This is a genomic window from Pseudomonas syringae pv. cilantro, from assembly GCF_001293775.1.
Taxonomy (GTDB): Bacteria; Pseudomonadota; Gammaproteobacteria; order Pseudomonadales; family Pseudomonadaceae; genus Aquipseudomonas; species Aquipseudomonas syringae_P.
On the sequence record NZ_LGLN01000081.1, the window covers coordinates 282,449 to 303,286 of the forward strand.

A 20,838-nucleotide genomic window follows, 5' to 3' on the forward strand; every position below is an offset into this window, starting at 1 on the left:
ACTGAACCTCTTGCCGGCCGGCCCGGTCGGCAACGCTCGTCGACTCGGGCGAATTCTCTCTGGGTGCGTGTATCACAGACACACGCACCATGCCTTCACGGGCTTTATCAGGGAGAACACACACAATGTCTGAATCCGAAAATTCCCAGGCCCCGCTACAAGGCTCGCAGACCGACGGCTCGGCCGCTGGCGGCTGGCCTGCGCTGAATGCGGTCAACAAACACCTACTGCACCAGCACGTGCTGCTCAAGGGCAACCGCACCTTGCTGTCCATGAACAAGCCCGGCGGCTTCGATTGCCCCAGCTGTTCCTGGCCGGATCCAAAGAAGCCGCACACCTTTGAATACTGTGAGAACGGTGCCAAGGCGCTGGCCTGGGAGTCGACCAAAAAACGCGTGACGCCTGAGTTTTTCGCCCAACATACAGTCACTGAGCTGGCCACCTGGAGCGATCACGACCTGGAAGCAGAAGGCCGTATTACCGAGCCGATGCGCTACGACGCCGCCAGTGACAAATACCTGCCCGTCACCTGGGATCAGGCTTTTGCCGAAATCGGTGAGGAGCTGCGCCATTTGAGCGACCCATGGAAGCTGGAGCTGTACACCTCCGGACGCACCTCGAACGAAGCCGCGTTTCTGTATCAGCTGTTTGGCCGGATGTACGGCATGGCCAATTTCCCTGACTGCTCGAACATGTGCCACGAGACCACTAGCGTGGCGCTGCCCGAATCGATCGGCGTCGGCAAGGGCACCACGACGCTGGAGGATTTCGAGAACGCGGACGCGATTTTCATCATCGGCCAGAACCCCGGGACCAACAGCCCGCGCATGATGTCCGAGCTGCACGCCGCCGCACGGCGGGGCGCCAGCATCATCTCGTTCAACCCGCTGCGCGAAAAAGCGCTGGTGCGCTTTGCCTCGCCGCAGGACCCGCGCGACATGCTCAGTCGCAGCGGCGTGAAAATCAGCTCTCAGTATCATCAGGTCAGAATCGGCGGCGACATGATTGCGCTGCAGGGCGTCTGCAAAGCAGTCATCGCGGCGGATGATGTGGCGCAGCGGGAAGGCCTGCCGCGCGTGCTGGATGTGGATTTCATTGCAGAACACACCCACGGCCTGGAGCGCTACGCCGACTACTGCCGACAGTTGCCGTGGGACACCATCGAGCGCCATTCGGGCCTGACGCGTCAGGCCATGGAAGACATCGCGGCGGTCTACATGCGTTCGGAGCGGGTCATTTGCTGCTGGGGCATGGGCGTCACTCAGCACAAGCGTGGCGGCGACGCGATGCAGCAGATCATCAACCTGCTGCTGTTGCGCGGCAACATTGGCAAGCTAGGTGCGGGGGCTTGTCCGGTACGTGGGCATTCCAACGTACAGGGCGACAGGACCATGGGCATCTACGAAAAAGCCGGCGAGCCGTTTCTGGCCAGCATGAGCAAGGTGTTCGGTTTCGAGGCGTCCAGAAAAAAAGGTCACTCCGTAGCCGAGACCTGCGAAGCCTTGCTGCGTGGCGAGGTGGAAGCCCTCATTTCCATGGGCGGCAATTTATTCCGCGCCATTCCGGACATCGACGTGATCTGCCCGACCGTCAGCCGCCTGAGAATGACCGTGCTGGTCAACACCAAGCTCAACCGCAGCGCGACGGTGCATGGTCAGAAAGCCTTTTTGCTGCCATGCGTGGCGCGCTCGGAACTGGACATGCAGAACGGCGTGGCGCAAACCATTACGGTCGAAGACTCGATGTCGATGGTGCATGGGTCGACCGGCATGCTGGAACCTGCGTCGAAACACCTGATTTCCGAAGTGGCGATCATCGCCGGTATCGCCAAGGCGACGCTTGCGCCCAATCCCAAGGTGGACTGGGACAGCTACGTGAACCACTACGGCCGGATTCGCGACAAGATCGAAGAGGTAATGCCCGAGCAGTTTTACGACTTCAATCAGCGCATCCTCGAACCCGGAGGGTTCCGTCTGCCCAATGCCGCCAGTGAGCGCAAGTGGGACACCGAGTCGGGCAAGGCCAACTTTCTCTTTCCCGAAGGCATCTACGACGAAGACGACACGCCGCCGGGCGCCGAGCATCTGCAGTTGATGACGATCCGCAGCCATGATCAGTTCAACACCACTGTGTATTCCAACGATGACCGCTACCGGGATATCTACGGCGACCGCATGGTGGTGATGCTCAACCCGCAGGATATCGAGCGCCTGGGGCTGAAGGCCGGGGATTACATAGAGTTTCAGACGGCGCTGGACCCGAGCACGCCGCGGCGCGCACCGGGCTTCAAAGTCATCCCCTTCGACGTGCCGCAAGGCTGCTGCGCCGCGTACTATCCGGAAACCAACGGCCTGCTGCCCTTGGCCAATCGCGACAGCCGCAGCAACACACCGGCGGCGAAGTCCATCCCGGTGAACCTGGTGCGGATGAGCCCGGAGGGCATGCAAGTGGCATTGGAGCGGCGTGGGTTGATAGCGGCGGCGAGTTAGCGCTCAGCGTTGTCAGCGACTTTTGAGCCGTCCGGAAAACATGACTTTGTGGGAGCGGACTTGTCCGCGAAGACGGTCTGGCGGATCAGCGATCTCCATAGCCTCTTCGCGAGCGAGCTCGCACACACAGATTCCGCCCTCCGGCCAGAACCGAAAGCGCACTTGCGTATAACGCTGAGTGCCCCACGCCCAATCGTTCCTAATACCAGCGCGCTTCGCCCGGCGGGCGTTTCTTGAAGCGTTTCATGGTCCACATGTACTGGCTCGGGTAGGCCCGCACGTATTTCTCGACCACTTTGCTCATCGCCGCTGCCGAGGTTTCGGTGTCGGTGCTGTACATGTCTTCGGGAGCCGCCTCCAGCACAACCTTGTAGCCCGAGCCATCCGGAAGGCGCATGGCGTGCAGGAACACGCCGACTGCCTTGCCACCGGCGAGCATGTTCGGCACAAACTTGCTGGTCAGGGCCATGGTGCCGCAGAACGGCACGAAGATACCGGCTGATTCCGCCGGCTCCGGATCGGCCGGAATGCCCACCGAACCGCCTTTGCGCACTTCCTTGATGACGCTGAGAATGCCTTCCTTGGTCGACGCCGCCACCCGGTTGCCCAGTTGCACGCGCTGTTTGCGCAGCAGGTCATCCACCGCCTTCAACTTGGGCGGACGATAGAAGATGATCGGCTTGCACTGGCTGCAATAGAAATGATTGAGCACTTCCCAGTTGCCCAGGTGGCTGGTAATCCCGACCACGCCCTTGCCAGACGCCAGCGCGTCCTTGAGCACATCGAGCCCTTCGACTTCACGCACCAGATTGATCGATTTTTGTGCAGGCCAGATCCATGCGCAGGCGCTTTCGGTGAGCGTCTTGCCGATGTCCATCAGGCTGCGGCCGACCAGCTTTTCCAGCTCGGGCTCGCTCAGCTCCGGAAAACACTTGGACAGATTGATCCGCGCCACTTCGCGCGAGCGGTTGGGCAGCTTCCACATCAACCAGCCGATGGCCGTGCCAACCCACTGCACGGCTCGCCACGGCAGCAGGGCAAACAATCGCAGTGCGCCGACCATTACGGCGCCTTTGAACTTATCCACAGATGACTCCCAGATTATCGAGGCGGGTAGTGTAACGTCAGCGGCTCAGGATCGCGTACCGATCACAATCGACCGTGTGGTCCATGACCATGCCGCTGGCCTGCATATAGGCATAACAGATGGTAGGGCCGACAAACGTGAAACCGGCCTTTTTCAGCGCCTTGCTCATCGCCTCGGCTTCAGGGGTAATGGCCGGCACTTCGCTGCGATCCTTGAAATGGTTGATCTTCTGTTTGCCACCGACAAACGACCAGAGCAGGCCGACCGGGTCTTCCAGCGCCAGCCAGGCCCGTGCATTGGTGCGCACGGCCTTGAGCTTGAGACGGTTGCGGATGATGGTCGGATCGAGCATCAACGCTTCAATTTCGGCGTCGCTCAAGTCCGCCAGCCGCTCGACATCGAAGCCGTGCAGCACCTCGCGATAACGCGCCCGACGCTTGAGAATCGTGATCCACGACAGCCCCGCCTGGAACCCTTCGAGCAAAAGCAACTCGAAGAGCTTCTGCGCATCGCGCAGCGGCACTCCCCACTCCTGATCGTGATAAGCGACGTACAGGGGGTCTTCGTTGCACCAAAAGCAGCGTGTCATAGGGCTCCCAGGAGTGGACGTGCGGCCGAATCGGGTATACTCCCGCTCTTTGAATCGCAGCCCAGCACAGGTGAAATTTGTGAGCCAGCCTACGCCAGCCGTGCGTACCTTCCAAGACTTGATCCTCGCCCTCCAGCAATACTGGGCAGAACAAGGTTGCGTGGTACTTCAGCCCTACGATATGGAAGTAGGCGCCGGCACGTTCCACACTGCCACGTTTCTGCGCGCCGTAGGCCCGGAAACCTGGAATGCCGCTTACGTACAGCCCAGCCGTCGCCCGACTGACGGCCGTTACGGCGAGAATCCGAACCGCCTGCAGCATTACTATCAGTTTCAGGTGATTCTCAAGCCCAACCCGGACAACTTCCAGGAACTGTACCTGGGCTCGCTCAAGCACATCGGCCTCGATCCGCTGGTGCACGACGTGCGTTTTGTCGAAGACAACTGGGAATCGCCGACGCTGGGCGCCTGGGGTCTGGGCTGGGAAATCTGGCTCAACGGCATGGAAGTTTCGCAGTTCACCTACTTCCAGCAGGTCGGCGGCATTGAGTGCTACCCGGTCACCGGCGAAATCACTTACGGCCTCGAACGTCTGGCGATGTACCAGCAGGGCGTGGACTCGGTCTACGACCTGGTCTGGGCTGACGGCCCGTTCGGCAAAGTGACTTATGGCGATGTGTTCCACCAGAACGAGGTGGAACAGTCGACCTACAACTTCGAGCACGCCAACGTCGACAAACTGTTCGAACTGTTCGATTTCTACGAAAGCGAAGCCGCACGCCTGATCGAGCTGGAATTGCCATTGCCGGGCTACGAAATGGTTCTCAAGGCCTCGCACACCTTCAACCTGCTGGATGCCCGCCGCGCGATTTCCGTGACCGCGCGTCAGCAATACATCCTGCGCGTGCGCACGCTGGCCCGCTCGGTGGCTCAGGCCTACCTGCAAGCCCGTGCCCGCCTCGGCTTCCCGATGGCGCCGCCTGATCTACGCGATGAAGTATTGGCCAAGCTGGAGGCAGCGCAATGAGTGCTCAAGATTTTCTGGTCGAACTGGGCACCGAAGAACTGCCACCCAAGACCCTCGTTTCGCTGGCCGACGCCTTTCTGGCCGGTATTGAAAAAGGCTTGCAGGGCGCAGGTCTGACCTACAGCGCCAAGCAGGTCTACGCCGCGCCGCGCCGTCTGGCCGTGCTGATCACCGCACTGTCCACGCAACAACCGGATCGCAGCGTCAACCTCGACGGCCCGCCGCGTCAGGCCGCGTTCGACGCCGAAGGCAATCCGACCCAGGCAGCGCTGGGCTTCGCCAAGAAGTGCGGCGTCGACCTGAGCGAGATCGATCAAAGTGGTCCGAAACTGCGTTACAGCCAGACCATCCTCGGCAAGCCGACCCTGTCGCTGCTGCCGACCATCGTCGAAGACTCGTTGAACGACCTGCCGATTGCCAAGCGCATGCGCTGGGGTGCTCGCAAGGAAGAGTTCGTGCGGCCGACCCAATGGCTGGTCATGCTGTTCGGTGATCAGGTCGTCGATTGCACGATCCTCGCCCAGAACGCGGGTCGTCACTCTCGCGGCCACCGTTTCCACCACCCGGAAGACGTGCGTATTTCCTCGCCTGCCGGTTACCTCAGCGACCTGCGCGCTGCCTATGTGCTGGCCGACTTCAACGAACGTCGCCAGATCATCAGCAAGCGCGTCGAAGAGCTGGCTGCCCAACAGGAAGGCACCGCCATCGTGCCGCCAAGCCTGCTGGATGAAGTTGCCGGTCTGGTCGAGTGGCCAGTGCCGCTGGTGTGCTCGTTCGAGGAGCGTTTCCTTGAAGTGCCGCAAGAAGCCCTGATCACCACCATGCAGGACAACCAGAAGTATTTCTGCCTGCTGGATGGCGATGGCAAGCTGCTGCCGCGTTTCATCACGGTCGCCAACATCGAGAGCAAGGACCCGGCCCAGATCATCGCCGGTAACGAGAAGGTGGTTCGTCCACGCCTGACCGATGCCGAGTTCTTCTTCAAGCAGGACAAGAAGCAGAAGCTGGAAACCTTCAACGACCGCTTGAAGAACGTCGTGTTCCAGGCCCAGCTGGGCAGTGTGTTCGACAAGGCCGAGCGTGTTTCGAAGCTTGCCGCCTACATCGCACCCCGTATAGGCGGCGACGCCCAGCGTGCGGCGCGTGCCGGTCTGCTGTCCAAGTGCGACCTGTCGAGTGAAATGGTTGGCGAATTCCCGGAAATGCAGGGTATCGCCGGTTATTACTACGCCAAGGCCGATGGCGAGGCAGACGATGTCGCGCTGGCGCTCAACGAACAGTACATGCCACGCGGCGCAGGCGCCGAACTGCCTACCACGCTGACTGGCGCGGCGGTTGCCATCGCTGACAAGCTGGACACGCTGGTCGGGATCTTCGGTATCGGCATGCTGCCCACCGGCAGCAAAGACCCGTATGCGTTGCGCCGTGCGGCGCTGGGTATCCTGCGGATCCTGATCGAGAAAAAACTCGATCTGAACCTGGTCGAGACCGTGAAGTTCGCGGTCACGCAATTCGGGGCGAAGATCAAGCCAGCCGGTCTGGCGGAGCAGGTGCTCGATTTCATCTTCGACCGCCTGCGTGCGCGCTATGAAGACGAAGGCGTCGATGTGGCGGTTTACCTCTCGGTGCGTGCCCTGCAACCGGCTTCGGCGCTGGATTTCGATCAGCGCGTCCAGGCGGTTCAGGCGTTCCGCAAACTGCCGCAAGCGGCCGCACTGGCTGCCGTGAACAAGCGCGTGTCGAACCTGCTGAGCAAGGCCGAAGGCAATATTGCCCAGACCGTCGAGCCCAAGTACTTCGACAACGCCAACGAGTTCTCGCTGTACTCGGCGATTCAGCAGGCTGACCATGCGATTCAGCCAATGGCTGCCGAGCGTCAGTACAGCGAATCGCTGGCGCGTCTGGCGATGCTGCGTGAGCCGGTCGATGCGTTCTTCGAAGCCGTGATGGTCAACGCGGAAGACGCCAACGTGCGTGCCAACCGTTATGCCCTGTTGTCGCGTTTGCGCGGCCTGTTCCTCGGCGTTGCCGATATCTCGCTGCTGGGCTGACAAGGGATCGCTGGTGAAACTGCTGATACTGGATCGGGACGGCGTGATCAATCACGACTCCGACGCTTATATAAAGTCGGTGGAGGAATGGCTGCCCATTCCCGGCTCGATCAAGGCTATCGCAGACCTGAGCAAGGCCGGCTGGACGGTGGCGGTTGCCACTAACCAGTCCGGCATTGCCCGCGGTTATTACGACCTGGCCACTCTGGACGCCATGCATGCGCGTTTGCGCGAACTGGTGGCGGAGCAGGGCGGCGAGGTGGGTTTGATCGTCTATTGCCCGCACGGGCCGGACGAAGGCTGTGACTGCCGCAAACCCAGACCCGGCATGTTGCAAACCATCGCTCGTCACTACGCGGCCGAGCTCAAGGGTCTATGGTTCGTGGGCGACAGCAAAGGTGACCTGCAGGCCGCGTTGGCCGTCGATTCCCAGCCTGTGTTGGTATTGACCGGCAAAGGCCGCAGGACGATGGACGGTGACGTGCCTGAGGGCACTCTGATTTTTGACGATCTGGCGGCGGTTGCCGCAGAACTTATCCACAACAGCGCTTCACTGAACAGCTGACCCATCAGGTTCGGAACGCTCCAGGAGCGGGCACCTGCCCGTACGGTAAACGTAACTATGTCGATCATGCAGGCAATCAGGACTTTCTTCTTTTACCTGTTGCTGGGCACCAGCTCGCTGCTGTGGTGCACATTGAGCTTTTTCATCGCGCCTTTTCTGCCGTTCAAGGCCCGCTATCGCTTCATCAACGTCTACTGGTGCAGCTGTGCACTCTGGCTGACCCGCGTGTTCCTGAACATCAAGGTTGAAGTGACCGGTGCAGAAAACGTCCCGAAAACGCCGTGCGTTATCATCTCCAACCATCAAAGCACTTGGGAAACCTTCTTTCTCTCGGCGTATTTCGAGCCGTTGAGCCAGGTCCTCAAGCGTGAGTTGCTGTATGTCCCGTTTTTCGGCTGGGCCATGGCCATGCTGCGCCCGATCGCCATCGATCGTGAAAACCCGAAAGCGGCTTTGAGGGAGATCGCCAAGAAGGGCGACGAACTGCTCAAGGACGGTGTCTGGGTGCTGATCTTCCCTGAAGGCACACGCGTGCCTTACGGCCAGGTCGGCAAATTCTCGCGCGGCGGCACTGCATTGGCAGTCAACGCTGATCTGCCAGTCCTTCCTATCGCTCACAATGCCGGCAAATACTGGCCTCGAGATGGCTGGGCGAAGAAACCCGGCACCATCCAGGTGGTGATTGGCAAGCCAATGTACGCAGAAGGCACCGGCCCCCGCGCTATCGCCGCCTTGAACGACCGCGTTCAGACCTGGAACGAAGAGACGCAACGCGCGATGGGCACGCCGGTCACGCCTGCAACCACCGCAGAAAAAGTCCCGGCGTGATTTTGTGGATAACCTGTGCACGGTTTTTGGAAAAGCATTGGAAAACCGATATAAGTGCCTAATTGTGCAGCTTATTTCCCAACGTGCTTAACACGCTGAAAACGTGCATAAGTTTTAGTGATGTACAAAAACCGACCGTTTCGAGGTCGGTTTTTTATTGGCGCGCGATTAACCGCTGCGTCATTTATTCCAGAGAAAAGCTGGCGGACTGGTAAGAATTTTCCTCAAGTAGGAATTTTCTTACATGTGCGTGGTCTGTTTCACGATGGTTACACCTGATATCACTTAGCCGCTATTCGGCATGAGGTTGACTGTCGTATCGACTAACCCCGAGTAGGCGTAACTCTCGCCTCCAGCGCTTTTAATGGAATATTTATGCTTGCCTCCAAGAGGACATGGCTGGGTCTGTGCGCGTTATTGTGGGCTATGGGAGCGTTGACGCCTGCTCAGGCCGCGACTCCCGGTGAACAGGACCTCATACGCGATCGCCAGGACCGTTTGCTCGAAGAGCAACGCCGCCGCCTGGAAGAGCTCAAGGACCTTCCCGGCAAACAGACCACGCCAACAGCACCTGTCGCCCCGGCCGACACCCGCTGCTTCACGATCAACCGCATCGAACTCAAGGGCGCTGACACGTTGTCGCCCTCCGAACGTGATGCGCTGATCACGCCGTTTCAGGGCAAATGCCTCGGCGTGGCCCAGCTCAACGAACTGCTCAAGGCCATCACCGACCATTACATCGAGAAAGGTCTGGTGACCACTCGTGCCTATCTGCCGCAGCAGGATCTGTCCAAAGGCGACCTGCAGGTACTGGTCATCGAAGGCAAGCTGGAAAAACTGCGCAGTGACGCTGACAGCGGTCTATCGGATCGCGAGCTGGCGATGACCTTTCCCGGACAGGAAGGGCAAGTGGTCAACCTGCGTGAAATCGAGCAGATGGTGGACCAGCTCAACCGCTTGCCCTCCAACCAGGCGCAAATGGAGCTGACCCCGGGTCAGGCTGTAGGTGGCAGTGACGTGCTGGTCAAGAATGCTCCGCAAAAACCCTGGCGCGCCAGCCTTTCACGCAACAACGAAGGCCAGCGCAGTACCGGCGAGCAGCAGTGGAACGTAGGCCTGGACTGGGACAGCCCGCTGGGCCTTGCCGACCAGTTGAGCCTGCGCGGTGGGCATGACGCCGTCAGCGATCATCAACAGGGGTCGCACAACGGCCTGCTGTCGTACAGCTTGCCGTGGGGCTGGTGGACCTTCAGTTACCTGTACAGCGAAAGCGAATACCGCTCGCAAACCCAGGCTAACGGCTTCAAGTTCAAGCAGGACGGCGACAGCCAGAGCCACCAGTTCCGTGCCGAACGCGTCATTCAACGTGACTCGGTCAGCAAGACCTCGCTCAACGCCGGTCTGGCGTACCTGCGCACCAACAACTATCTCGACAACAGCAAGATCGGCGTGAGCAGCAATCGCATCACCGAAGCACAGTTCGGCATCAACCATGGCCGACGGGTCGGCTCGGCGTTCGTCAACATTGACCTGGGCATGCAGCAGGGCATCGGTTTGCTGGACGCGCAAGGCAATCACGATCCGGGGCCTGGCGAAGCTGACGCGCGTTATCGCAAATACACCGGCACCATCAGCTACCTGCACCCGTTTCAGCTGTGGGGCGAGAACCTGGCGTTCACCAGCCTGGCCACCGGACAGCGCAGTGAAGACGTGCTGTTCAGCCCGCAACGCCTGAGCCTAGGCGGATCGTCGTCGGTGCGCGGCTACAAGGATGAGTTTCTGTCCGGCGACAGCGGCGGCTACTGGCGCAACGAAATACGCCTGACCCGCCCGGTCACCCTCGACTGGTTGCGGCCGGTGTTTGTCGAGTACGGCGCGGCGGCGGGTTACGATCAGGGCGTGATCAGCAATGACCGTTACAACGGCCAGGAACACGGGCGGCTGTCCAGCAACTCGTTCGAGCTGTTTACCCGCGGCCAGCACGTCGCCGCGTCTGTCACCTTTGCTCATTCTCTGGAACGTCCCGACGTCATCGAGCGCGAAGCGCCGATCTATTTCCGCGTGGACCTTTTCCTTTAATAACGCCGCTCCTGATAACACTGCCCCGAGGTTACTCACATGGACGTTCATCAACTGGCTCTGCTGGCACGTCAGCCTTCTGCTGCCCTGACCGAACGTCCACACTTCTGGGGTATTCCCAAACGCGGCCTCGCGCTGATCCTCGCCAACGCACTATTCTGGCAGCCGCTGCTGGTGCAAGCCGAAGGCATCGCGGTCAGCGGCACCACCAACACCTCTGTAGGCCAGGCTGGCAACGGCGTGCCGGTGATCAACATCGCCGCGCCCAACGGTGCCGGGCTGTCGCATAACCAGTACCAGCAGTACAACGTCGACAGCAAAGGCGTGATTCTCAACAACGCGACCAATGCCACCCAGAACACCCAACTGGGCGGCATCATCGTGGGCAACAAGAATCTTGGAGGCACTGCCGCCCGGACGATTCTCAACGAAGTGACCGGTGCCAACGCCAGCCAGCTCAACGGTTACACGGAAGTCGCGGGGCAGTCGGCGCGGGTGATCGTGGCCAACCCCTATGGCATCAGTTGCAACGGCTGCGGCTTTATCAATACTCCGCAGGTCACGTTGACCACCGGCAAGCCGGTGCTGGACGCAAGCGGTCAGTTGAATCGCTTCAACGTGCAGGGTGGCAGCGTGTCCATTGATGGCGTAGGCCTGAATGCGGACAACGTCGATCAGTTCGACATCATCACCCGCAGCGCGAAAATCAACGCCGAGCTGCATGCCAAACGCCTGAACATCATCGCCGGCCGCAACGACGTCGATGCGCAGACGCTCGATGCCACACCGCTGCCAGACGACGGTAGCGCCAAACCCGAGCTGGCGATCGACTCCTCGGCGCTGGGCGGGATGTACGCCGGGGCGGTGCGGCTGGTCGGCACTGAAACAGGCGTCGGCGTTCGGCTTGCCGGAGACCTGGCGGCCAGCGGTGGCGATATCAATATCGATGCCAACGGCAAGCTGACCATGAATCAGACCGCAGCCAGCGGCAACATCGTTGCCAAGGCTCGCGATATCACCGTCACCGGTCCGGCCTACGCCGGTTCACAGCTGACGCTCAATGCGTCAGGCACGCTGACCAACAGCAGCGATCTGGTGGCCGCTCAGGCGGTGAATCTAGATGCCGAGCAACTGAGCAACACCGGCGTCATCGAATCCGGGATCAACGCCGACAACACACGCAACAGTACGGGCACCTTGAGCCTGCGCGCCCGCAACATCGTTAATCAGGGCACCCTGGCCGCCAGCAGCACACTCAGCGCCATCGTCAGCGAAACCCTGGATAACCGCGCCGGGAAGATCGTTTCGGAAGGTACGCTGACGGCAAGCGCGGCGCGCCTCGACAACAGCAACGGCCAGCTCTCCAGCGCCGGTCAGCAATTCGTTACAGCCAGCGAAAGCCTGGACAACTCCGCCGGGCAACTGGTGACTGACGGCGCGCTGACCGTAAGCAGCGCACGTCTGAACAACAACGGCGGCACGCTGAGCGCGGCTCAGGCCCTGAACATTACGTCGGCACAGCTCGACAACAGCGCGACCAGCCGCATCACCAGCGGCGCGGCACTGGTGCTGAACACCACCGTACTCAACAACCTTGGTGGCCTGATTTCCGGCTGGCAGGGCGTGACCCTGACCGGCGACCGCTTCGACAACAGTGCAGGCACGCTGGTCAGCAATAGCGACATGGCACTCGCCCTGAATGGCGCCTTCACCAACACCAACGGCACCGTGGTCAGCACTTCAGGCATGACCCTTGACCTGCCGGGCGTGCTGAACAACAGCAATGGCGCGATTGTCAGCGGTGCGGATCTGCTGCTGCAGCGCGGCGGCACAGTGACCAACAACAATGGTCGCCTGACCAGTCAGGGCCTGATGACCCTGTTCGCCAACACCCTGGATAACAGCAACAACGGCACGCTTGCAGGCAGCACGGTCTCGATCACCGCCTCTGGCGACGTGCTGAACGGCAACAACGGGCTGATCAACAGCCGCACCGGCACGCTCGGGCTGAACGCTGGCGCGCTAAACAACGACGGCGGCATCGTGCAAAGCGCCAACACACTGACGTTGGCGACCGGCAATGGCGCCACCAGCAACGTGGGTGGCAGCCTCATCGCGCAGTCGGGTGACCTGTCGATCACCGGTGCTAGCGTCGACAACAGCGCGGGCGTGTTGGCCAGTCTGGCCGGAAACGTGAACACCAACCTTGCCGGCTTGCTGCGCAACGGCCTTTCAAACGCCAAGGGCGGTGTCATCCAGGGCCAGCGCCTGCTGCTGACCGCCCGTGGCGGCGTCGACAACAACGGCGGCAGCATCGCCGCCCAACAAGGCGACGCGCTGATTGAGGCGTCGACGTTCGATAACCGCAACGGCGCTTTGTCGGCCAATGGCGTGGTGCAAGTGCGGGGCGACAGCTTCGACAACAGCGGTGACCAAGGCGGCCAGGTGGCAGGTCGCGATATCGATTTCGACCTGTCCGGCGCATTGAACAACCGTCAGGGCATCATTGAAAGTGACAACAGCCTGCTGCTCAAGGCGGCCAGCCTGGACAACACGTCGGGACAACTGCGCGCGCTGGGCAGCGGTGGTTCCACCGCACTGACCCTGAGCGGCGTGCTGGAAAACACCGGGGGCAAGCTGGAAAGCGCGAGCAGCAATCTGCAATTCGCCCTCGGCAGCCTGGTCAATACCGACGGCTCCATTCTGCACGTCGGCCAGGGCGCTCTGGGCCTGAGCCTGGCCCTGCTGCAAAACGCAGGCGGCAGCATTTCCACCAATGGCACCCTGGCCCTGACCGGCGACAGCTGGACCAACAGCACGACGCTGCAAGCGGCCAACCTGGACCTGAACATCGGCAGCTTCACCCAGCTCGGCGGCGGGCAGTTACTGGCAGCCAATAGCTTCATCGGGCGTGGCGGCAACTGGACCAACGACGGGCGCATCGCCAGCAACGGTACGCTGGACGTGCGCTTGACCGGTGCCTACAACGGCGCAGGCAGCATGACCAGCCTGGGCGCTTCGACGCTGAAGGCCGCGCAACTCAACCTGACCGACGCCAACGCACGGCTGGCCAGCGGCGCTGCCGGTGTCATCGATATCGATGGCATCCTCAACAACAGCGGGCGCATTACCGGCAACACCGACCTGCAAGTGAACGCGGGCACCCTCAACAACTTCGGCACCCTGGGCGCGGGCGGCAATCTGTCCGTCAGCACCCCGACGCTGCTGAACCAGAACGCGCTGATCTTCAGCGGCGGCAATACCTCGCTGCTGGTCAATGATTTCACCAACCAGTACGCCGATGTATACAGCATGGGCAATCTGCAGATCAGCCGCGATGCCGCAGGCGCATTCGCCAACAGCATCGTCAACCGCTCTGCCACGCTGACCAGCGACGGCAGCATGCTGCTGGCCGCCAACACGGTTCAGAACATTCGTGACGTGCTGTCGGTCAAGGACTCCGGAATCTACAGCGCTCGCATCGACGAACTGTCCTGCTCCACCCCAGGCACCGGCAATCTGGATTGCGACGGCGGCAAGGAGCATCACGTCTGGAAGATCCAGCAGCTGGAAAAGCTGGAAGTAATCGCCGCCAGCGCCGCTTCGAGCATCACCTCTGGTGGCAACATGACACTGGCCGGTGGCGACTTCCTCAACAGCAGCAGCTCGCTGGCCAGCGGCGGGGCGCTGACCGCTACGTTCAACAACTTCAACAATGTGGGCGTGGTCACCGGCCAGACCGAGAACGACCGCATCTTCGTCTCTCGCCGTACCCGGGACGATGACCGTTGGGATGAAGACGCCAGGCTGTTCAACCTGCGCTATTCGCAGGACAGCCCGCGCTACGACCCGAACAATCTGGGTGGCTTGCAAGCCGCGATGAGTAACTTCATCGCGATCACTGAACGCGATGTTCCAGAGCTTGAAACCAACCGCCAGCTCGCCTCCGATGCCACGACCTACGCCGCCATCATCCAGGCTGGCGGCCCGGTCAGCATTACCGCAGGCAACAACTTCGACAACAGTGTCGTGCGCGGCGGCTTCACTTACGTCAGCGGCGGCACACGCACGGACACCACGGCGCCGGGCACCGACTATGCGACGGTCGTGACGCTCAATCGTCAATTGCCGCCCGACCTTGCACAGCAGCAGGTCAACCCGACGGCGCTGCCAGGCTTCAGCCTGCCGACCGGGCAGAACGGCCTGTTCCGCCTGAGCGACACGCAAAACGGCGCGAGCCTGCCGGGCAGCGGCGCGCAACTGCTGAGCGCCGCCACAGCCGCCCAGCCCCACCCGTATCTGATCGAGACCAACCCGGCGCTGACCGACCTGCGGCAGTTTCTGAGCTCCAGCTATTTGCTCGACACCGTCGGTTACAACCCCGACGCCGCCTGGAAACGCCTGGGCGATGGGTATTACGAGCAGCGCCTGATTCAGCAAGCGGTCGTCGCGCGTACCGGGCAACGCTTCATCGACGGTCTGACCAGCGACGAAGCCATGTACAAGTACCTGATGGACAACGCCATCGCCAGCAAAAGCACGCTGGGCCTCAGCGTCGGCGTGGCGCTGACTGGCGAGCAGGTCGCGGCCCTGACCCACGACATCGTCTGGATGGAAGATCAGGTCGTGCGCGGCGAACACGTACTGGTGCCGGTGCTTTACCTGGCCCAGGCAAACAATCGACTGGCCAACAACGGCGCGCTGATCCAGGGCGGCGACCTGTCGCTGATTGCGGGCAACAACCTGACCAACGTTGGCACGCTCAGAGCGACCAACACCCTCAACGCCCGCGCTGGCAACAGCCTCATCAACGAAGGCCTGATCCAGACCAATGAGCGTCTGAACCTGAGTTCCGGAAACGACCTGATCAACCGCGCAGGCGGCGTTGTCGCCGGTCGCGACGTGACCCTCAGTTCCGTGAATGGCGACGTGAGCAACGAGCGCAGTGTCACCCGCCACCAGAGCGCGGTCGGCAACTCCACGTGGCGCAGAGACTTCGCCAACAACGCCGCCCGCGTCGAGGCCGCCAATGACCTGACCGTCAGCGCCGGGCGCGACGTCAACAGCAGCGGCGCATTGCAGGCCGGGCGCGACGTGACCCTGCTGGCAGACCGCGACGTCGCGATCAACGCCGCACAGCTCCAGCAAGGCCGCACCGACGGACCGAATCACGTACGCACCAGCACCACCCAGCTGGGCGCCAGCGTAAACGCCGGTCAGGACGTTGCCGTGCAGGCGGGTCGTGATGTGGGTGTCACCGCCAGTCGTGTGGACGCCGGACGGGATATGGCCTTGCGCTCTGCTGGCAACATTGCGCTCGAGTCGGCAGCCAACCAAAGCGAGTACGTCTCGCGAAGCAAGAAAACCAAACTGGAAACCCGCACGGTCAATCAGCAAGCCAGCGACCTCAACGCGGGCGGTAACCTCTCGGCAGATGCCGGGCAAAACCTCGACATCGTCGCCAGCCGGGTCACGGCAGGCGGAAACGTTGCGCTGGATGCCGCGCAGGACATGACCATCGCGTCGGCCAAGGACGAGAACTCGTACTTCTACTCGAAAAAGAGCAAAAGCTCATTCGGACGCAGCAGCAGCAAGCAGCAGGAAAGCTACGACAGCACCAACATGGCCTCCGAGGTCAACGCAGGGCAGGACCTCACCGTCAATGCCAGCAAGGCCGCCGACGGCAGCGTCAACATCAATGGCGGTCGTGACGTCAGCGTGATCGGCAGCAAGCTGTCGGCAGGCAACGACCTGGTACTGGGTGCCACCAACGATGTAGCAGTGCTCTCGGGCGTCGAAGAACACGGGGCGTACAGCAAGAAGACCAAGTCCGGTTTCCTCGGCCTGTCGAAAAGCGGAAAAAGCCAGCTGAAGACCAGCGCCACGCAGGTCGGCAGCGAGCTGAACGCTGGCGACGATGTGGTGCTTGCGTCAGGCAAGGACGTGCGGCTGCGCGCCAGCGAAATCGGCGCGGGCAATGACGTGGACGTCAGAGCCGGTCTGCTGGACAAGACCGGTGATATCAATCTGGTCTCGGCCAACGACCAGGCCTACAGCCGCAGCGAGGAGTACAAGAAGAAAACCGGCCTGTCAGTGTCTGGCGGTTTCCTGTCCATCTCGTCAGCCAAGGAAGCCGGCCGCGTCGCACAGAGCAGCACCAGCGTCGGCAGCCAGGTCAACGCCGTGCGCGATGCCGATCTGCAAGCCGAGCGCGACATCAATGTCATCGGCAGCAGCATCAACGCAGGCGGCAACGTGCGCTTGAACGCCGGTCAGGACGTCAACGTGCTGGCCGCGCAGAACAGCACCTCCAATCAGGATTGGGAAAAGAACCGGCAGACCGGCATCGGTGTGTCCTCCAACGCCAACGGCGTGACGTTCTTCGCAGGCGTTGATCGCACCAAAGAGAAAAACCGCCTCGAACAACAGACCGCTGCCGCCAGCCAGATCCGCGCCGGTGAAAACCTGGCGGTCGATGCCAAACGCGACATCCATCAGGTCGGCTCCGATCTGGAAGCCGCCAACAATGTCGACCTGACGGCCGGGCGCAACATCAGGATCGATGCAGCGCGTGAGTCGCAACTGATCGAACAGCAGCGCGAAAGCTCGCGCAACGGCCTCAGCCTGAGCGTCAACCACAACTACGGCAGCACCCGGGATGCCGTGAGTGGCGCAGGCAAAGGTGACGACGCGGTCAGCAAGGGGTCGAGCACGCTCAGGGCGGTTGACGGGGTTTCGCAGTTCCTGTCAGGCCCGACGGCTGACGCCAAGCTGGGCAACAGCAAGCAGAGCACCAGTCAGCAGGTTATCGAAGAGACCAACCGCGCCTCGACCCTGAACGCCGGCAACGACGTGAACCTGTCGGCGAACAACGCCGTGCAGGTCACCGGTGGCCAGCTTCAGGCGGGCCGCGACATCAACGTCATAGGCCAGGACGTCACCCTCGATGCCGCCAGAGGCCGCTACAGCCAGGAAACCCGCGAGCGTCAAAGCTGGGGCGGCATTCACGGCGGCACCAGCGGCGGCTTCAAGCTCGGCATCGGCGGCAGCAACGGCATCGCCAGCGGTGATCAAAGTCAGGAGGCTTCGACCGTCACCGCACTGCAAGCCGGGCGTGACATCAACCTGCAAGCCCGCAACGACCTCAACCTGATCGGCACCCAGGCGCAGGCACAGCGTGACATCGACCTGCGCGCCGGCAATAACCTCAATATCCGCGCCGCCCAGAACAACAGCAGCACCGACAACACCCGCAAGAACGGCGGCGGCGAAGCCGGCATCGCGGTAGGGCCAGGCGGGATCGGCGTCTACGCCAGCGTCAACATCGGCAAGGGCGACCTCGAACGCGAAGGCTTGCAGCAACAGGAAGCCTATCTGTACGCGGGCAACCGCTTGGGCTTCACCAGCGGCCAGGACACCCACATCGGCGGCGCCACGCTGCGTGGCAATGACGTGGTCGGGCGCGTCGGCCGTGACCTCAACGTTACTTCACTCGCCAACACCGGCAAGGTCGAAGGCAAGGAATACGACCTCAGCGCCACCGTCGTGGTCGGTCTGGGCGGCAGTGTCAGCGGCTCGGCCGGCTACGGCCGCACCAACGGCTCGACCCACTGGATCGAGCAACAGACCAGCATCACCGGCAAAGACCAGGTCGACATCCGCACGCAGAACCACACCCAACTCGACGGCGCAGTTATCGCCTCCGACACCGGCAACCTCAAGCTCGACACCAACACGCTGGGCTTCAGCGACATCGCCGGTAAGGACAAAGAGCACGGTTACTACCTCAACGTCGGCGGCTCGTACGGTAACAGCAGCGGTGCCATTCAGGACCAGAGCCAGGTCAGCAAAGGCAAACAGGGCCAGAACGGCTGGAGCGTCGAAGGCTGGAACTACGAGAAGGATCGTCAGCAAATTGTGCGCGGCACGGTGGGTGCGGGCGATGTGGTGGTGCGGGGCGATGCGGCGGCGGGTAAAGACTCGACTGCCGGGCTGAACCGCGATGTGGATAAAGCGTACGAGATCACGCGCGATGATGAACATCGGACTGATTTGTATGTGACGAAGAGTTCGGTGGAGGCGGCCAGTCAACCGGTCGTCACCGCCAAACAGTGGACGAACCAGTTACTGACCTACGACGACACCGCCAGGCAGAACTACGAGAATGCTTCTCGCGATTTGACGCGTGCCGTCAATAAAATCGAAAGCACCCTAGGCCGCCAGATGGATACGGGCGCCTCCAAACTGATGGGTGCTGACTTCGCCGAAAACACCATGGACTCGCTGCTCCAAGGTGGCATGACGCGCGACCAGGCCATGAAAACCATGGCCGATCCTCAGTTCCAGGAAAGCGTCGTCGCAGAAATCGCACGCCTTGCCGGGATCGACCTCAACCCGGTTGAAGACCTGGACAAGACGCTTCAGCAAGACAATAGGCCCAATAGTCCAGATGCGATGGAATTACCTGCCTCCTTCGTCAATCCGACGGACAAGGAACAGCTCACCGTCGCTCAGGATACGCTGCGGTCGATGGCTTCGATCAACCAGTACATCCAGGAGCATCCGGGGCAACAGGAAGCGGTGAGTGTATTGGTAGCGGTTGCGCAGGGGCCTAAAGGTCTGGTGCAACTGGCGGTTTACAACGCGGTTTCCGAGACGCCGTTGGGGCAGAGCCTGGGCCAGAAGCTTGCAGAATACAGCGACGCGCTGGGGGAGCAGGTTGCAAGTGCAATGGAGGGCAAGCCGCTTAACAAAGATGACAACAGTGAGCTATACCTCATCGGCGGAGGAGGGCTCGCCGCAGGGCTCTTGACGGGTGTGCTGGCAAGCGGCAAATTCTCAGGCAAGTCCAAGGTAGTCACAGCCGAAATGAGGGCTGATCCGTACCATCCTGACTGGAAGAACTATACCGGTAAGGATAGAGGGGTTGGGGCTGATGTTGTTAAGGGCGGGGAGGGTGGGAAAAACGTAAGTGCAGTAGAGGATGATTTTTTTGCAGGCACAAAATACACAGATAAAGTGTTAGGTCAGATCAAGACTGGCGATCTTCATGGTTTCCCGGAAAGTGTGACAACGTTCCAAGGCGCTGGACAGGTAACGAAGATCAAAGGGGGAGATGGCGTGGTAAGAGATATGCTGAAAATTCCAGGCGAGTATCGTGGGAAGCAAGGCGTTTTCGAATTTATAAAAGAGTCGGACGGATCAATAAATCATCGACTGTTCAAACCGACTTCGACGGAGTAATTTATGAGTATTATATGGTCGGAGCAAATAGACCCCATTCTAAGTCAAGGTAAATCCCTAAATCATTTGGGGGTAAGAAATTGGGCCCTAGGTCATGATGAGGCTTTACTTGCTATTCACGAACTCGAGGCTTTAGGAATTGCGATTCTCGGGGGAGATGTATATAAATTGGTTAGTGATAAATTTGAGCATACATACGACAGTTGGCATTGCGACCAAGAGGTCGATGAGTGTGATTCTATTTTTTTAAAACGCAGTTCAGACAAGGCAAGAAGTTATATTTTAAACTACCCAACGGATGAGGGACTGTTTATTCTAGTTCCTAAAATCTGATTGTGCAAAAGGCATTAAAAATGAAGAGGATTGATGATAAGGCCAAAACGTTATAACCACTGTCAAAGGTAGCTTCTTGAAACCGACCGTAACCTACAAAGTTACCGGAAGATCTGGGGGAGTTATGGATGTGATTGGACCAGATGGACGAGGTCTACGCTACGACACTAGTAGAAATTTATTGGACTTTTAGAGCCGAAGCTATGACACAGTTTTCTTCTTTGATAAGTAGTCCACCAGATCGAGAAAATTTGGTATTCGAGATCTGGTCAGGAACTGAACAATTAGCTGAAGTATCTCGCGAGCCTGGAAGGCCAGTTGAATTCGTAATATTCCCGACGGCTGATGGCAGGAAGTGGCATTTTAAACTTGAAGAGTTTATGACTCTGATGGATAAAGCAGTTAAAAAATTACAACAAACTAGTTAATATTCGGAATTAGGCGCAGGCATCCGTTGCCAATATAAAGACCGCGACGTTAATAAACGGTCTTTGCTCAAAAAAGTCTTATAGTCCTCCAACGCCGACGGCGTGACGTTCTTCGCAGG

At 60.4% G+C, this 20,838-nt stretch carries 11 protein-coding genes; 9 read left to right on the forward strand and 2 right to left on the reverse strand.

Annotated elements, in window-relative coordinates:
- Positions 1–125: 125 nt before the first annotated feature.
- On the forward strand, positions 126–2,489 hold the full coding sequence (locus tag ABJ99_RS23825) for an FdhF/YdeP family oxidoreductase (RefSeq protein WP_054087888.1): 2,364 nt from the start codon (positions 126–128) through the stop codon (positions 2,487–2,489).
- A 199-nt stretch (positions 2,490–2,688) separates the two neighbouring features.
- Here ABJ99_RS23825 and ABJ99_RS23830 read toward each other — a convergent pair whose 3' ends face one another.
- A complete protein-coding gene (locus ABJ99_RS23830; protein WP_054087889.1) occupies positions 2,689–3,576 on the reverse strand; it encodes a lysophospholipid acyltransferase in 888 nt (295 codons plus the stop codon).
- A 37-nt stretch (positions 3,577–3,613) separates the two neighbouring features.
- Positions 3,614–4,165, reverse strand: coding sequence for a DNA-3-methyladenine glycosylase I (locus ABJ99_RS23835; RefSeq protein ID WP_054087890.1), 552 nt, complete (start codon positions 4,163–4,165; stop codon positions 3,614–3,616).
- Between the two features lie 79 nt (positions 4,166–4,244).
- Here ABJ99_RS23835 and glyQ point away from each other — a divergent pair, with 79 nt between their 5' ends.
- The 8 genes from glyQ to ABJ99_RS28490 all read left to right on the forward strand — a co-directional run bounded on the left by glyQ (position 4,245) and on the right by ABJ99_RS28490 (position 20,719).
- Positions 4,245–5,192: a glycine--tRNA ligase subunit alpha gene (gene glyQ, locus ABJ99_RS23840; RefSeq protein ID WP_003379468.1), complete on the forward strand. Its 948-nt coding sequence runs from the start codon at positions 4,245–4,247 to the stop codon at positions 5,190–5,192.
- Positions 5,189–7,243, forward strand: coding sequence for a glycine--tRNA ligase subunit beta (gene glyS / locus ABJ99_RS23845; protein WP_054087891.1), 2,055 nt, complete (start codon positions 5,189–5,191; stop codon positions 7,241–7,243). Before glyQ ends, glyS begins: the two co-directional genes overlap by 4 nt.
- Positions 7,244–7,256: 13 nt before the next feature.
- On the forward strand, positions 7,257–7,808 hold the full coding sequence (gene gmhB, locus ABJ99_RS23850; RefSeq protein ID WP_054087892.1) for a D-glycero-beta-D-manno-heptose 1,7-bisphosphate 7-phosphatase: 552 nt from the start codon (positions 7,257–7,259) through the stop codon (positions 7,806–7,808).
- A 57-nt stretch (positions 7,809–7,865) separates the two neighbouring features.
- Positions 7,866–8,636, forward strand: coding sequence for a lysophospholipid acyltransferase family protein (locus ABJ99_RS23855; RefSeq protein WP_054087893.1), 771 nt, complete (start codon positions 7,866–7,868; stop codon positions 8,634–8,636).
- 426 nt (positions 8,637–9,062) lie between these two features.
- A complete protein-coding gene (locus tag ABJ99_RS23860) occupies positions 9,063–10,715 on the forward strand; it encodes a ShlB/FhaC/HecB family hemolysin secretion/activation protein (protein WP_230081078.1) in 1,653 nt (550 codons plus the stop codon).
- Between the two features lie 39 nt (positions 10,716–10,754).
- Entirely contained in the window at positions 10,755–19,958 is a 9,204-nt protein-coding gene (locus ABJ99_RS27800) for a hemagglutinin repeat-containing protein (protein ID WP_080378290.1), read from the forward strand.
- Positions 19,959–19,961: 3 nt separating this feature from the next.
- Complete coding sequence (imm40, locus tag ABJ99_RS23870) at positions 19,962–20,291, forward strand: Imm40 family immunity protein (protein ID WP_054087894.1); 330 nt, start codon at positions 19,962–19,964, stop codon at positions 20,289–20,291.
- Positions 20,292–20,434: 143 nt separating this feature from the next.
- Complete coding sequence (locus tag ABJ99_RS28490) at positions 20,435–20,719, forward strand: hypothetical protein (RefSeq protein WP_147461944.1); 285 nt, start codon at positions 20,435–20,437, stop codon at positions 20,717–20,719.
- The last annotated feature ends 119 nt before the right edge of the window (positions 20,720–20,838 follow it).